The following is a 15,479-nucleotide window of genomic DNA, read 5'->3' on the forward strand; positions in this document are numbered from 1 at the left end:
CCGCAGCATAAATGCTTTGGCTATAACAGTTATAACATGGTTTATAACTTTTGATATAAGCCAAATGACTTAATACTGCGGTTGAAAATAGTACAGTGTGTATAATACTCAAAATTTTATACATTTCAAGTATTACAATTTTGTGACTTTCGTCACTTTATGCGCAAATCAACAAATCAGCAAATCAACAAATCAGCGCGCAAGCTCGCAAAAGCAAGCAAGCGCGCAAAACTAAACTACCTATAACTAGCGCGTAAGCTTCCTGTGCAAACGATGCGGACGAGCAGCTTCCTCACCCAAGCGCGCAATCTTGTTCTCTTCGTACGCTTGGAAGTTACCTTCGAACCAGTACCATTTTGCAGGATTCTCGTCGTCGCCTTCCCACGCAAGAATATGCGTAGCAACTCGGTCAAGGAACCAGCGATCGTGCGAAACCACAACAGCACAGCCTGGGAACTCAATCAGAGCATTTTCCAAGCTTTCCAAAGTCTCAACGTCCAAATCGTTAGTAGGCTCATCGAGAAGAAGCAAGTTTCCACCCTGCTTAAGAGTTAAAGCCAAGTTCAAACGGTTACGCTCACCGCCGGAAAGCACTCCCGTAAGCTTCTGCTGATCCGAACCCTTAAAACCAAAGCTTGCAACGTACGCGCGCGTAGGAATTTCAACTCCTGCAACCTCAATATAATCAAGGCCTCCCGAAACAGCTTCCCACAAGTTCTTGTTTGGATCCAAGCCAGCGCGATTCTGGTCAACGTAAGAAATCTTCACCGTATCGCCAACAATAAGCTCGCCGCCGGAAAGCGGCTCCAAGCCCACAATCGTCTTAAACAGCGTAGACTTACCAACACCGTTCGGACCAATCACGCCAACAATACCGTTACGCGGTAAGGTAAACGACAAGTCGTCGATTAGTACGCGGTCGCCAAAAGCCTTGTGAATATGCTTCGCTTCCAAAACTTGAGAACCCAAGCGTGGGCCTGCTGGAATCTGAATTTCGGAAAAGTCAAGCTTCTTAGAATTGCGTGCTTCCTGCTCCATTTGATCGTAGCGTTCCAAACGAGCCTTGTTCTTTGCTTGGCGAGCCTTCGGCGAACTACGCACCCAGTCAAGTTCGTTCTTCAAACGCTTAGCAAGCTTGGCATCCTTAGCGCCCTGAATTTCCATACGCTTGGCTTTGGTTTCCAAGTACGTGGAATAGTTGCCCTTGTATGGGTAAAGCTGGCCGCGGTCAACTTCGCAAATCCACTCTGCAACATTGTCCATAAAGTAGCGATCGTGCGTAACAGCAATAACAGCACCCTCGTACTTGTGCAAGAACTGTTCAAGCCACAAAATAGATTCCGCATCCAAATGGTTAGTAGGCTCGTCCAAAAGCAGCAAGTCTGGAGCTTCAAGCAAAAGCTTGCACAATGCCACTCGCCTGCGCTCACCACCAGAGCACACAGAAACAGGAGAATCCGGATCCGGGCATTGCAAAGCATCCATTGCCTGCTCAAGCTGCGAATCCAAATCCCAGCCGTTTGCAGCATCAATTTCAGTCTGCAACTTGCCCATTTCTTCCATTAACGCATCAAAATCAGCGTCTGGATTGGCCATTTCTTCGCCGATTTGGTTAAAGCGCGCTACTTTTTGCGCAATCTCACCAAACGCCATCTTAATATTTTCGCCAACTGTCTTAGTATCGTCCAGCGGCGGCTCCTGCTGCAAAATACCTACCGTATAGCCCGGAGTCAAAGAAGCTTCGCCGTTTGTAACATTTTCCAAGCCGGCCATAATTTTCAGCAGCGTAGACTTACCCATGCCGTTCGGGCCAACAACACCAATTTTTGCGCCCGGAAGGAAGCTTAAAGTAACGTCGTCGAGAATTACGCGATCTCCATAAGACTTACGCGCTTTAATCATCTGATAGATAAATTCAGCCAAAGTAATATACCATCCTTATAAACGTTGAAATTCCAGCGTTTACTGCTTTATGCAAAGCAATAAGTTATTGAGCGAAACTAAACAGCATTACGTAAAACTAAATAGCATCACGTAAAACTAGCATGTTGCCGGAGTGCGGTCAGACTTTTTTGTAGACTCTGCACCATCTTCCGGCGGCAACTGACAAAGAAATTCGCCCAAAATGCCAACAAGCATATCTACAAAGCAAACGAATCCTGCAATAGAACACTCGCGCACAACAACAGAATTATAAAATACCATTTCACTGTGCGGCAAACTCATTAGCAACTGGCCTATATACCAGCCAGCCAAAATAGATCCAGCCATTCCCAATGACTTCGACAACATCAAAGCGGCAACAGCAAACTGCGGGCTTGTATGCTTATTGTTTTTCTTAGCTTTTTCACTAACACTTAAGTGAGTTTGCAAAGCCATAACAAATGTTGCAACACCGGCAACTACCATAATTGATATAACAACCCACGGAGCTCCGGCAAGAGACATAGCACTAGACTCTGTTGACGACACAAGGAATGCGCCTAGTACAAAGCCAAACAGCAGACCTAATACCAGATACCACCAAGGTGTGCGATACGCTTTCATTAATAATCATCCCCTAAAAGCCATTGATCTGAGTATATACCAACAGTTTGAGTATCTAAAGCAAGAGCTAAAGAATACGAAAGCGGGTTGTGATCCAAAGCAGCGTCCGACTCAATTTGCATCCATGGCATAAGTTCAGGTGATTTAGGATCCACTGTTACCATTTGCGCAATTTCTTGCGGCAGCCCTTCCGGATTTATTGATTCAGTTTCCGTAGCAGGTGCTCCGTATGAACGAGAGCCTAGAACGCGAAGAGTTATTTTGTCTTTATCTGAACAAGAAACAATACGAACTAAGCGCAACATTTCATACTCGTCTCTAGTTGAGGAAAGAAGGAAAACGCAGGTGTAGTAGTCAGCATCAAGCGCATTCGCAACATATAATGCAGATATGCCGTCTACGCGAGTTTTTCCATCTTGCTCAAGAAGTGCAACTATTTTCAGCATAGCAGAACGCGTAGCATGATTGGCGACACCCCTCATTGAGATTACCAAAGTTGTGCGCATTTGAAGCGGGTCTACGTCGAAAAATCGGTGTCTTTCTTCGTCCGTAGCCATTTCGTTTCCTGGATTATTTAATTGGTTTTCGCCAAGATTTTCGCCAGTATTGTCACAAGTATTTTCACAAGAGTTGTCAGCGTTTACAGCCTCGCCTTCAGCATTGCAAGACTTATTAGAAGCGTCATCTTCTGCAGAATTATCCATATAATCTTCAGCTGCAGCATTCGCAATATCTATAGCTGCTTGAGCCGCTGCAGCAGCTTCTGCATCTTCAATACGCTTATTTTCTTCTTCGTTCTGTTCTATAAGCGTACGGAAGTAGTCTGCATTCGGACTATCTTCTAAATCATCAATATCAACTTTTCCGCTTCTAACAGCAACATGCGCAATACTTTCGGGAACTGCTCTGTTAGACATGTCGTACTTTCTTTTAGCAACACGATGCACAGTAACAGAAACGTCGTCAACTTCGCTTTGCAAACCGTAGTAGTTGCTGCGAACAGAAGCGCGAACAGTAACATCTGCTTCAACAACCTGCCATGTGCGCATAACAGAATCCGCAACCTTATTAGTCATAAGCTCCAAGGCGATTGACGGATGATCTTCAATTTCATCATCGTGCTCGCACTGCCTTAACGAAAAAGCAAGACGATCTGTCAATTGAGGAATATCAATTGCATGAGTATCGTTACCAGCCAACGCCCTGCTCAAATCAACTTTTAGAACAGCATCAATGCGAATGTTCGTATACAAGCCAATAACAATGTCGTTAACATTAGGCCTCACGCCGTTAAGCCGTATAAGGCTATAACTATTTTCTTCCACTGCTTTTCTCCCCGCCTATACGAGAAAGCGCACAATAGCAATATTTACGCTTGCTGTTGTGCTGCTTTCTCAGTTTTAATATTCGATTTTTACTTTTTGGTTTTACTTTTGATTTGCGCTTTTGTTTTCGAATTTGTTTTCGAATTTGTTTTCGAATTTGTTTTCGAATTTGTTTGCGAATTTGTTTGCGCAAACCAGCGTTTTGTTACATTCTACTAGATGCAAAAAGAAAATACCTAATTTTACTCAGATTTTCCTTCTACATTTCGTCTTAAACTTTCCGGAATTTCCACAGGCGGAATATCTGAATCCGGACGCTGGTCGTTAGAAAGCCAAAGAGTACGCTCCGGAGCCTTGCGAATCTTACTAAAGATTTCCTTAAGCTCCTTCTCGTTAAGCGTTTCTTTTTCAAGAAGCTGACGAACCAGCTCGTCTAAAACGTCGCGATTATTGTTAATAATCTCCCACGCTTCAGTATGAGCAGTTTCAATAAGCTTATGAACTTCCTCATCAATAACTTCAGCCGTGCGGTTCGAGAACTTGCGTGGCTGCAAAGAGTCAAGAGATCCGGAAGCGTCATCGTCCGCGTCCATCCACTTAACTGCTCCAAGCTTTGCAGAGAAACCAAACTCCACAACCATCTTGCGAGCAATAGCCGTAGCTTTTTCAATATCGTTAGAAGCTCCGGTTGTTGGATCGTGGAACACAACTTCCTCAGCCGTACGACCGCCCATAGCGTAAGCCATTTGATCAAGAAGCTCGTTTCGCGACTGGGAATAACGATCCGTAGTTGGCATAACAGCCGTGTAGCCAAGTGCGTGGCCTCGTGGCAAAATAGTCACCTTTGTAACAGGATCCGTATTATGCAAAGCCGCAGCAACCAAAGCGTGACCACCCTCGTGGTAAGCGGTATTACGCAACTCGTCCAAAGCCATGCCCTTAGACTTCCTGCGAGGGCCAGCCTGAACGCGATCAATTGCCTCATCAATAGCGCGATTATCAATGTATTGCGCGCCAGAGCGAGCACAAAGCAAAGCAGCTTCGTTAAGAACGTTAGCCAAATCTGCACCTGTAAAACCAGGAGTGCGCACAGCAACCATATGAAGATCAACGTCTGGAACGAAAGGCTTACCCTTTGCGTGAACCTTCAAAATTGCTTCGCGGCCTTCCAAATCAGGAGCTTCAACAGCAACCTGACGGTCAAAGCGGCCAGGGCGAAGAAGTGCAGAATCGAGCACATCCGGACGGTTAGTTGCGGCAATAATAATCAAATTAGTGTCGTTGTCAAAGCCATCCATTTCCACAAGCAGCTGATTAAGTGTCTGCTCACGCTCATCGTGGCCGCCAGTCATGCCGCTTCCGCGACGACGACCAACAGCATCAATCTCATCAATAAAGATGATTGCAGGAGCATTCTTCTTAGCCTCGTCAAAAAGCTCACGAACACGAGACGCACCCAAGCCTACGAACATTTCCACGAAGTCAGAACCTGCCATTGCGTAGAACGGCACTCCAGCTTCGCCTGCAATAGCGCGCGCAAGCAATGTTTTACCAGTTCCTGGAGGGCCGTAAAGAAGAACGCCTCGAGGAATACGCGCACCCAAAGCCTTGTAGCGCGAAGGATCCTTTAAGAAGTCCTTAATCTCCTCAACCTCTTCAACAGCAGCCTGCTCGCCAGCAACATCTGCAAACTTAGTCTTAGGAGTTTGACCTTCAACAAGCTTTCCGCGGCCGCGACCGCCGCCCATTCCAAGCATTCCGCCGCCGGCACCACCAATGCGACTAAACATGAACCAAATCATGCCAAGGAAGAAAAGAATAGGCACAAGCGAAGTAACAAGATAGGAGAAAATTCCAGAAGATTGCAAGTTTGCAGTCCAACCATTAGACGGCTTAGCTTTTTCAACTTCCTGAATAATCGACTTACCTTGAGCAATAGTGTAGTAGAATTGCACATCCTTGCCGTAATCATGCTTCTGCTTATCTCGCTTATTATACTTACTAAACTTTTTGTCGAGAGTAAGCTTCACAAGCTGCTTGTTATCAATAATTTCGGCATAGTTTGCTTTATGCGAGCGCAATAATTCAATACCGTCTTGGGTATCAATAGTTTGCGAACCTGTTTTTGCAAACATTTGGAACCCGACTACAGCAAGAAGTACTAGCAGAACAATCCACGTCCATGGAGACTGCCAGATTGGGCGACGAGACTTATTGTTGCCATCATTGCCGTCATTGCCGTCATTATTGCCTTTATTGTTGTTACGCTGGCCGTTATTTCGAGAATTCCTAGGATTTAGCGGGGTTAAGAACGGATTATTTCCGTTATTTCCGCGCCCAGGACCACCCATTGGGCCTTGCGGTGTCATAGGAGAAGCGCCCATGTAATAAGGCTCCTTTCAAACTCCCTAATTTCTATAAAAATTCAGGTAAGAATTTTGAATAAAGAATAAAGTAAGCTCTATACACAAAGCTTAATTGCCATAAACAGATGGCTTTAATACTGCAATACTATTGAGATTGCGGTAACGTTCGTCGTAATCCATGCCAAAGCCGACGACGAAAGCATCCGGAATTTCAAATCCCGTGTAGTCGATTTTAACGTCAACTTCGCGGCGAGCTGGTTTGCTTAGCAGCGCAAAAACTTTAACGCTGTTAGCTCCGCGACCCTTCAACTCGTTTACCAACCAATCAAGAGTTCGACCGGAATCAACAATATCTTCAACAATAAGAATATCTTTGCCGCGAACATCCGTACTTAAATCTTCACGAACCTTAATCTGCCCGCTAGTTTGAGTACCACTGCCGTAGCTTGACAAACTCATAAAGTCCATTGGCGCATTAACGCTCAGCTCTTGAGAAAAAACAGCAAGCGTATTAACAGCGCCTTTAAGCACTGCTACGAGCAAAATATTACGATTTTTGTAATCTTCGCTCACTTGCTTTGCAACCTCACGAATACGCTTCATAAGGTCTTCGTGGCTGATTAATTCATAGTCAATGTCATCTCGTATATCTGCAACTTGCATGTTCACTATCTTGGCATAAACGAATGACGATATTACGAGCGTGCCGCAACGCTTCATAATGATTAGGTAACGAAATAGGCTTTTGTCCGTGCCAATTTACACTAAGTTCGTCGATTGCTTTTATGTGACTTGAAGAAAAACGCAGTAAAAGCGCTGTTAAAGCTCTTGCTATAACACGACGGCGAATTGAAGGATGATACTGTGATAATTTTTTTGCATCCAAAACTATTTCTTGAGATTTTTCGTTAGCTTGCAAAATAGTTTCATAAGCTTCGTCGACTTTAGAATTTATGTAGTCAAGATCATCTTGAGCAAAATCGGCGCCTCGGGAAAGTATAGTCACCATATCTGCTTGTAAAAAGCGAGAAATATAAGGCATAAGAGTGTGTCTAATCCTAGAGCGCAAAGGGTAATTTTCGCAAAGTTCAAGATTTTGTGCAGACGTGTCTCCATTAGTAGGATCATCCCACCAAGAAATTCCCAAATCTTCGCAAATTCCAGTAGTTTGATTGCGAGTAAGCTCAATAAGCGGACGCGCAAAACGCACGTTTTGGCGCAAAGTTACAGCTTTCATACCAGCAACTGCTTCTAATCCTGCAGAATCTTTTAATCCAATAAGCACTGTTTCTGCTTGATCGTTAGCAGTGTGAGCTAGTAGAACTACGGCTGCTTTATGAATTTTTGCGACTTCAATAATAGCTTCGTAGCGCGCAAACCTTGCTGCAGATTCTTCACCTTCGCCAGAATCTTTTACTTGAACAGACTTAATAAAAACGTATTTTTCGTTTATTCCAGCCTGAATACAGCGTTTAGCAGCCTCGCCGGCAACTTGTGTTGAATTAGGCTGAATATGGTGGTCAACAATTACTACGCCACAACGAAGCCCTCGAGACGCGCAAACAATAGAACTAAGCGCTGTAAGAGCAAGCGAATCCCTACCTCCGGAGCAAGCAACAAGAACTAAAGGAGCATCGAGTGCAGTCTCATGCGTGCCGTGCTCATTAAAACACGAATCTTGGCTCTGAAGCGAAAGCTTGTCGAAGCAACGATTTATTGCGCCGATTCCTGCGCGCATACAAGACGAGTAAACCATATCGTCTAGTGTAGCGCGATTAGTAGCAGAAAATCACCAAGAAAAATATTAAATATTAGAGGTTTGGAAGCTGAGCCATGAACTTGTTAATCGCAACAAAAGCTCCCCAAAAATCGTAAGGTTGATTTGCAACAACAGCGAAAGTTAAAACGCCACCGCTTTTTCGAGATACGTTTCCAGACATGGAACTTACTTCGCTTAAAGAACCGGTTTTTACGCGCAAAAGTCCTGCAGCGGACTCATCCGCCAAACGCTTTCGAGAAGTGCCAACTAAGCCCGGCAAGGACAATCCTTCAGAAGAAGCAGCTCCCCCAGAATCTGCATTAATATTTAGCACCTGAACTTTTGCCAAAGTTGTAACAAGAACATGAGATTTTGGAGATAATCCCGAACAATCAGACATATTCAATCCGCGCGTGCTGATTTTAAGCTTACGCAAGCCTTCTTCTACCGCTTGAACCGCACCTTTCGGAGAATTGCTTTTATGAGCCGCAATAGCAGTTAAACGGCCAAATTCTTCCGCCAACGTGTTATCTGAAAGTCGAAGCATATAAGACATAACTTCATTAAGAGGCGCTGAAGAAACTTGCGCAAGAAGACGCGAATTTTCGGATATTAGCGGGCGTGTTTCACTTACTTCAATTTCAGGATTTTGAGAATCTTCCGACTTATTTTCATCTTCGGAATTTTTGCTACTATTCGAGGAATTTTCAGTAGAATTTTCCGCTTTTTTATCTGTTTTATCTGAATAATTTCGTACTTCAATTCCTTGCTTAATAAGCAACCTTGCAAAAACTTGACCTACGCTTAAAGCAGGATGAGGATCCGAAAGCGGAAAATCTGTTATTGCATCGGCATCAATACCAAGAATTTGAAGATCACGCTGACGCGCATCGTCAATAGCCATAGACGAAGTTTCGGCATAAAAACGGCGCTCAGTATCCGTTTCGTAAACGAGAGCAGGAGCGCGCTTTGCGCCAAAAAGCGAATCATCAAGCGAAAGAGAAACTTCGTGAATATTATCGAGCTTTAAGGCGGCTGCAGTTCTTTTAGCTAAAGTTGTTAAACCAGCCCTACCGTTTACGTGAGACCAGTCGTTTTCACCAACCCCAAGAAGCATATCACCATTGCCGCGAAGCACAATTTTACGTAAGTTTGAGCCTGACTTTGAGACTGACTTTGAGCCGGAAGATTGCTCAGAATCTTTAGCTGATTTAGGCAGCAAAAATACTTGAGTATCAAGAGTTGAACCCATATCCAAAGTTCTTGAAGCAACGGCTGCAGTTAGGGTTTTAAGAGTTGACGCAGGTTCTCGAGGAGTATTCGCTTCGTGAGAAGCAATCACACTTCCATTAGCATCCATTATTACTACAGAAGTATTATTACTTATTGAAGGATCAGCAATTAAAGCGTCAATAAGCTTCTGAGATTGCTCGCGATTAATAGGCTTTCCGTAAGTTGCACCTTTTGCTAAAGAAGGAACACTAAGCAAAGCGCGCGGAGAAGACACAACAGTTGATTTGTGTTGCAAGCGCAAAGTTAACGGACCTGGCAAAATATCGCATACGTCAAGCGAAACATAAGTAACCATAATCACAAGGCTAAGTATTGCAGACAAACTTGCAATAAGAAAACGCCAACGAGATGGATACCAGCTTCTTAAAACCATAGCAGCGTATTTGCTTGGTTTTTTAGAATCGATTTGTTCTAAAGAATCACTCGATTTTGGTGCACTCGCATTAAGAGTATTTAAGGCATCGTTTGAGCCTTTACTACTTTCCATGCGAGCACACCTTTAAATCGATTGCAAATACCGCGCTTAACTATACATTGCGCTTGCAACAAAGCGTGCGTAAATTACGCAGTAATCGAGGCGAATCTGCGCAAGTTTTCTACAATGCGAATTATGCGCTTATCCATTACTTTGCCACCAAGAATTACGCCAACAACCAGCACAATTGCGCCGTTCACTATGAACATAATGCTTGCAATCCACAAAAGATTCGGGTTAATAGCCAAAAACGCCATAGCTGCAGCAATAGATGGAATCATGCATACTGCAGCAAGAAGCGTAAAACCTATTGGCGCAAAGGATCTAGCGCCTGCAGAACCTTGCGGCCTAGAAAATGGCTTTTCAATTGATGCCACAGGGTACATTGCAATGCACGAAGAAACTGAGCCAATACCTATGGAAGCAAAAGCTACTCCGATTGGTGAAAGAATCTGGAACATAAACGCATTTACACTTTGTTGAATATTTGCTACAAAGAAGAGGAAAACGTAAAATCCTACTCCAAGAAGAACAAAATACACAACACAAATCACGGACCAAACTATTGAATGCGCTAATCGATCGTTCACGCCTTTTACGCCAATAATCGCGTGCATAGTAAAAGCTGTGCCATCGTAAGCAATATTGTTTCCAACAACCATGCCAATCATCAAAGCAGCATACATAAGCCAGCCAGATACGCCTAAACCATCTGCCAAACCCTTAAAGCCTATGGAACCAGTAAGACTTGCAGTTGGAACTATCAGCATAAAAAGAGGCATCAGAAGTAAAAATAGCTGGCGCATATCTCTTCTCATAACGCTAATAATTCGCGCAATAATCGCACCAACTATGTTGTCTGGAACTGCTGCAAATAAGCCAATTCCCTTAGTTTTAACAACTGTTTTTTGTTCACTGCGCAGTAGCTTAGGTTCTAATTTTGCACAAAATACAGAGATTGCAAAGCAAACAGCAATGGTTACAACGCAAATAAGGAAGCGAGTAGCAAGGGCAAGCCAATTTCCATTAATAGCATCGAGCGGCAAAGCCATAGCTGCACTTAATGGCGTAAAAGCAGATACAGAGCACAAACTTGAGCTGATCAAAATTTTATTTGGTGAACTACCATGCCCGTTCACTGATGCAACAAAAATCATGTACGCTATAAAAATAGCAAAGTAAAAAATGTTTCTTGAATGCTTGTTTATTAAAATAGTGTCTAAAAGTTCAATAAGCATTTTGCTTAAAGACACGATTGTTGCAACGTAAAGCGGAGCCGCGATTACGCTTACTAAAACTGGCACAATTCCAAAGCTTCGGTACGCTAAAGACCACAAAACAAGCGCGATTGTGCTGCTTATAGAAAGCGCTCCAAAAAGAGAGCCAAGAAGCATACCAGCTTGCTGCTTTACGTAAGGAATACCGTAAAGCGCAAAACTACGCGACTTTAGTGTTGTGTCACTTCCAAACATAAACAGGTTTATAAAAAGCGTAAAAATTGACACAATAGACGCAACCATTATTGGAAGAGCTTGGAATTCCTGCCAATTTTTAGTATCTGGAAGCATGCCTGGATCAAGATACTTTCCTGCTTCCCAGCCAGCAAAGCCAAGAGCGCATATAAGCGCAAGTCCAAAAACAATTGCTATGCCAAAGCCGATTTTTTGCCAAATCGACTTTCGCATAACAGAAAAAGTAAGCGCCCAGCGAAGGCGAACCATTGTAAAAATCATAGACATGATTACTTACCGCCTTTCGCTCACGCGTTGTAATTACTTGCGATTGGTGTTGCGCTATTGCCGCCGTTAAGCCAGTCAATGCGCGCAGCAGCGTGACGTCCGCCAACAAGCTCCATAAAGCGATCTTCAAGATTCTTGCCTTGAGCCACCTCTTCAAGAGTTCCAGCAGCTGCAACATGACCTTCGTTAATAATTGCCACGTGCGAGCACATTTTTTCGACTAATTCCATAACGTGCGAAGAAATAATCACCGTTCCACCAGTAGAAACATACTCGGCTAGAATATCCTTCAAATTTGCGCTAGAAACAGGGTCCACTGCCTCAAAAGGCTCATCGAGCACAAGCACACGAGGACTGTGAATCATAGCTGTTGCAAGGCAAATCTTCTTAGTCATACCAGTTGAATAGTCAGAAACCATAGTGTTTGCAGCTTCTGTTAAGTCGAAAGCAGAAAGCAAGTCGTTTGCACGCTTTACGGATTCTGCGCGACTCATATCGCGAAGCATGCCAGCGTAAGTTAAAAGCTGAAGGCCAGTAATCGTCTTAAAAATCTCGTCTGCTTGAGGCATTAAACCGATTGCGCGCTTAGCGCTATTTACATCGCTCCAAACATCGTTGCCAAAAATCGAAGCCGAGCCAGCATCTGGCATAAGCAAGCCTGTAAGCATCTTAATCGTAGTGGTTTTGCCGGCACCGTTAGGGCCTACTAATCCGTAGAAGGATCCTGCTGGAATGCTCAACGAAAGATTATCTACAGCAACTTTCTTGCCAAAAGTCTTAACAAATCCGCGAATAGAAACCGCTGGAACTTCTTCACTACTATCACTCGCATCGCTCGAATAAGTGTTTGCGCCAAAAACTGGAATGCTACCAGCAGAAGCACTTTCTGAAGCACTGCCATCAGGATTTGCATAAGGAACAGAATCTACCATAGAAACCTCGCAAGATACAGATAAACGCACGCATTGCGCCACATTAATTGCACAATCGCACGTTTACACCAGGACTTCTATTATCTCACACTCGCAATTTTTGCGCAATCGCGCCACAGCAAGCAAGAAACTCGCGCCACACTAAACACGAGCGCTCAGTGACCGGTGTGCTGAATCGGCTTCCACTCGCTCTTGGAGAAAATAGCTTGGAACGCAATCGGCACGTACGAAAGCATAAAAATCGGGAAGCTAAGAGCGTACGCAAACAGCTCCTTATTCGTGGCCCCAAGCTTATCGTGCTCAACTAAAATCGTAAGAGACACGAACACCATCATTCCAAAAACGCTTGTAACAGTAGTGGTTATGAGGTTTAACGAAGACTCTATTTGACTCGTCCACGTTACGAAGCCGAAGGCAGCAAACACGAATCCCAAAATTAATCGCACAATCGCCAACACCATAAACGGGCAAAGCATAAGAGTAAAGTCAACGGACGAAAAATCGCGTTCTCGAATACCGTGGCGAATAAGAGCTGCTCCATAGTAGCGGAAGACTTGCAAAAAGCCTTTACTCCAGCGAAGGCGCTGTCTCCAACTTTGCCTAAACGACACTGGCTGCTCGTCGTAAAGCACAGCAGAACCGCAGTAGCCAACCTTGTCTCCGTGAAGAATTGAATCCATTGTAAACTCAAGATCTTCGGTAAGAAGATGGAATTTCCATCCGCGATTTCTGTGCATAATTTCACGCGAGAACATGAAGCCGGTGCCGCCTGCGTGACAGCTTGATCCAAAAAGCATGCGCGAATTGTTAGTAAAGCGCGACTCTCGAATAAACCAAAGCGCAGATCCGGAAGAAACCCAATTGTCGGAAAGATTTACGGAATTTCGGTAGCTGGTTAAAATCTGGTAGCCAGAGTGGAATCCCTTGTTCATCTCCTCAAAATAGTGAGGATCTAGCTTATTGTCCGCGTCAAAAACAAAATACGCGTCATAAACCTTATCCGCACCAATTTTCATAATGTGGTCAAGCAAATAGCTGAGAGCAAAACCCTTGCCAATATGCTCCTTATCGAAGCGCTCGATTACATTGCAGCCGGCATCTCGCCCAACTTTAGCGGTTTCGTCTGTGCAATTGTCGGCCACAAGCCAAATATCAATTAGATTATGCGGGTAGGTTTGCGTTTGAATACAGTGAATAAGATTTCCTATTACAGCTTCCTCATTTCGGGCAGAAATAAGAACTGCGTAATGCTTATCCATTGGAGCGTCTGGAAAAACAATAGGCTTAGCAAATAGCGACGCCACAGCGCACACACCCTGGTAAACAACGCTGCTTATGCCGATAATTATTACTAATACGTCAAATATTGATAGAAAAATCATTGCTTCCAACCGCTCCGTGGATTATTTTTTACGTTATTTTTTACGTTTTTAGTATTTTTTTCGCTACTAGCACGCTGCTGACCACTAGCTCGCTGCTGGCTACCAGCTCGTTTCTTGTGATTCACGCGCTTCCTACTATTCAAAGCAACATCTTTATTTACTTGATCTAATATTTCGCGCGAAATCGGCATCGTTTCTAACGCATCAAGCTGATCCGAATCAGAAGAAGTTGCGTTATCGTCATTCGCATCTTCCGAATCAGCAACATACGCTTGCTTGTACCAGTACAAAATATCTTCATTCATAGAAACGCGCGAACTTGTGCCCTTCATAACGCGCTGAACACTATCGCTTACAGGCTTCATGAAGTTGCGTCTAATAGATTCAAAGCACTTTACCATAATCGACTTATGCTCAGGCTTTGGATCGTCCATAAGAGGCGAAGAAACCAAATGATACTGCTTCGTGCAAACCTTAAAAATCGCCTGCAAACTTGCAGTAACCGGCAAAGCCAAGAACGCTCCAAGAGCACCAAAAACAGCGCCCAATATAAGAACAGAAAGAAACGCAACAGCAGGATTCAAATCCATAGTTTTTTCGGAAATCTTAGGAGAAATCACCATATTTTCAATCTGCTGATAAATCGTAATAAAAATTAACGTTGCAAGAGCTGCACCAAAACCTTTAGAACCCCAGGCAAAAAGAATCGGCAAAGCACCACCAAGATAAGTACCAACAGTTGGTACAAATTGCGAAACAATTCCGCAGAACAAAGACAAAGGCAACCAGTAAGGAACGCCCATTATTACGAGGAAAATTGCGGTTCCAGCTGCGTTGATTGCGGCTAAAATAATTCGCGAAAACAGGAAGCTGGAAATCTGCTCCTGCACAACCGACCAAATAAATAGGAATCTGCGCTGAGACTGAGGATTCATCCAGCGGCACATGCTTCTGCGCATTTTAGGGCCGGCTGCAGAAATGTAATAAGTCACCATAAGAATTGTGAGCAAATCAAGCAAGAAGGTAAGCACACCCCAAGTGGTATTCAAAGCTTGACCAGCAAAATCAACAACCCAAGAAGTCTGCACATGCTTCAAAATTTCCATACCAAGCTGCTCAATATTCGGCATTCTAAAACCAGTGGAATGAAGCACAAATCCAGCAAACTGATTGTATAAATCTGGCAAACCCAAAGCCATAGAAACAGCCTGCTGAGCAAACAAATTACCAAACAAGCCCAAAAGTAAGCCAATAATAGCAAGAAGACCTGTTAGCGTAAAACCGGAAGCAACACCACGACGCCAACCATGCCTAACTAATTTGATTACAAGAGGCTCCATTGCGAGCGCTATAAAAATCGAAATAATAACGTCGAAAACAATGAAGGAAATGCTTCCCCATGCAAACCATAAGAAAATAGACACAAAAGCAACAATTGCAACGTAAATAAGCGCGCGGCCAAGCCAGTCCGGCGGACGCCTATCGTCACCTTTTGCAGGGAAAAGCGAAGCTAAATCTAACTTATTCCCGCCATGCTCACTTGGATTATGCATTGCATGCTCACGCGGCGACAGCGACTGCGATTGCGACTGCGATTGCGGCTCTTGATACGTCATACGCACTATTGTACTTGTGCGAACTGATGAACAGTATTTACGGCA

The 15,479-nt window shown here is 44.0% G+C and carries 11 protein-coding genes; all 11 read right to left on the reverse strand.

The window, feature by feature from the left end; all coding sequences use genetic code 11:
- Positions 1 to 246: 246 nt before the first annotated feature.
- Complete coding sequence (gene ettA / locus ACLD6A_RS03115; RefSeq protein ID WP_004136787.1) at positions 247 to 1,923, reverse strand: energy-dependent translational throttle protein EttA; 1,677 nt, start codon at positions 1,921 to 1,923, stop codon at positions 247 to 249.
- 117 nt (positions 1,924 to 2,040) lie between these two features.
- Complete coding sequence (locus ACLD6A_RS03120) at positions 2,041 to 2,547, reverse strand: DUF3180 domain-containing protein (RefSeq protein WP_004136785.1); 507 nt, start codon at positions 2,545 to 2,547, stop codon at positions 2,041 to 2,043.
- Complete coding sequence (locus ACLD6A_RS03125) at positions 2,547 to 3,872, reverse strand: dihydroneopterin aldolase (RefSeq protein WP_410313558.1); 1,326 nt, start codon at positions 3,870 to 3,872, stop codon at positions 2,547 to 2,549. The genes ACLD6A_RS03120 and ACLD6A_RS03125 overlap by 1 nt, the downstream gene beginning before the upstream one ends.
- A gap of 242 nt (positions 3,873 to 4,114) precedes the next feature.
- A complete protein-coding gene (ftsH, locus tag ACLD6A_RS03130) occupies positions 4,115 to 6,256 on the reverse strand; it encodes an ATP-dependent zinc metalloprotease FtsH (protein WP_410313559.1) in 2,142 nt (713 codons plus the stop codon).
- Positions 6,257 to 6,346: 90 nt separating this feature from the next.
- Positions 6,347 to 6,901, reverse strand: coding sequence for a hypoxanthine phosphoribosyltransferase (gene hpt / locus ACLD6A_RS03135; RefSeq protein ID WP_004136780.1), 555 nt, complete (start codon positions 6,899 to 6,901; stop codon positions 6,347 to 6,349).
- The gene (gene tilS / locus ACLD6A_RS03140) at positions 6,876 to 7,994 is read right to left on the reverse strand and encodes a tRNA lysidine(34) synthetase TilS (RefSeq protein ID WP_032841672.1); all 1,119 of its coding nucleotides are present in this window, start codon (positions 7,992 to 7,994) and stop codon (positions 6,876 to 6,878) included. Before tilS ends, hpt begins: the two co-directional genes overlap by 26 nt.
- A gap of 55 nt (positions 7,995 to 8,049) precedes the next feature.
- Complete coding sequence (locus ACLD6A_RS03145) at positions 8,050 to 9,777, reverse strand: D-alanyl-D-alanine carboxypeptidase (RefSeq protein ID WP_410313560.1); 1,728 nt, start codon at positions 9,775 to 9,777, stop codon at positions 8,050 to 8,052.
- 74 nt (positions 9,778 to 9,851) lie between these two features.
- Positions 9,852 to 11,504: a hypothetical protein gene (locus ACLD6A_RS03150; protein ID WP_375169312.1), complete on the reverse strand. Its 1,653-nt coding sequence runs from the start codon at positions 11,502 to 11,504 to the stop codon at positions 9,852 to 9,854.
- A 20-nt stretch (positions 11,505 to 11,524) separates the two neighbouring features.
- Positions 11,525 to 12,436 carry an ABC transporter ATP-binding protein gene (locus tag ACLD6A_RS03155; protein ID WP_375169311.1) on the reverse strand — a complete coding sequence of 304 codons (912 nt, stop codon included), beginning with the start codon at positions 12,434 to 12,436 and terminating at the stop codon, positions 11,525 to 11,527.
- Positions 12,437 to 12,591: 155 nt separating this feature from the next.
- Complete coding sequence (locus tag ACLD6A_RS03160) at positions 12,592 to 13,818, reverse strand: glycosyltransferase family 2 protein (RefSeq protein WP_410313561.1); 1,227 nt, start codon at positions 13,816 to 13,818, stop codon at positions 12,592 to 12,594.
- Positions 13,815 to 15,434: an AI-2E family transporter gene (locus ACLD6A_RS03165; RefSeq protein WP_410313562.1), complete on the reverse strand. Its 1,620-nt coding sequence runs from the start codon at positions 15,432 to 15,434 to the stop codon at positions 13,815 to 13,817. The genes ACLD6A_RS03160 and ACLD6A_RS03165 overlap by 4 nt, the downstream gene beginning before the upstream one ends.
- Positions 15,435 to 15,479: the final 45 nt, after the last annotated feature.

Origin of the sequence: Gardnerella sp. Marseille-Q9691, assembly GCF_046507715.1 — a bacterium.
GTDB lineage: Bacteria > Actinomycetota > Actinomycetes > Actinomycetales > Bifidobacteriaceae > Bifidobacterium > Bifidobacterium greenwoodii.

What these genes read in the sequence shown, in the direction of transcription:
- ACLD6A_RS03165 (WP_410313562.1), bottom strand. Translation starts at nt 15,434, where the DNA reads ATGACGTATCAAGAGCCGCAATCGCAGTCGCAATCGCAGTCGCTGTCG.
- tilS (WP_032841672.1), bottom strand. Translation starts at nt 7,994, where the DNA reads ATGGTTTACTCGTCTTGTATGCGCGCAGGAATCGGCGCAATAAATCGT.
- ACLD6A_RS03155 (WP_375169311.1), bottom strand. Translation starts at nt 12,436, where the DNA reads ATGGTAGATTCTGTTCCTTATGCAAATCCTGATGGCAGTGCTTCAGAA.
- hpt (WP_004136780.1), bottom strand. Translation starts at nt 6,901, where the DNA reads ATGCAAGTTGCAGATATACGAGATGACATTGACTATGAATTAATCAGC.
- ACLD6A_RS03160 (WP_410313561.1), bottom strand. Translation starts at nt 13,818, where the DNA reads ATGATTTTTCTATCAATATTTGACGTATTAGTAATAATTATCGGCATA.
- ACLD6A_RS03120 (WP_004136785.1), bottom strand. Translation starts at nt 2,547, where the DNA reads ATGAAAGCGTATCGCACACCTTGGTGGTATCTGGTATTAGGTCTGCTG.
- ACLD6A_RS03150 (WP_375169312.1), bottom strand. Translation starts at nt 11,504, where the DNA reads ATGTCTATGATTTTTACAATGGTTCGCCTTCGCTGGGCGCTTACTTTT.
- ACLD6A_RS03145 (WP_410313560.1), bottom strand. Translation starts at nt 9,777, where the DNA reads ATGGAAAGTAGTAAAGGCTCAAACGATGCCTTAAATACTCTTAATGCG.
- ftsH (WP_410313559.1), bottom strand. Translation starts at nt 6,256, where the DNA reads ATGGGCGCTTCTCCTATGACACCGCAAGGCCCAATGGGTGGTCCTGGG.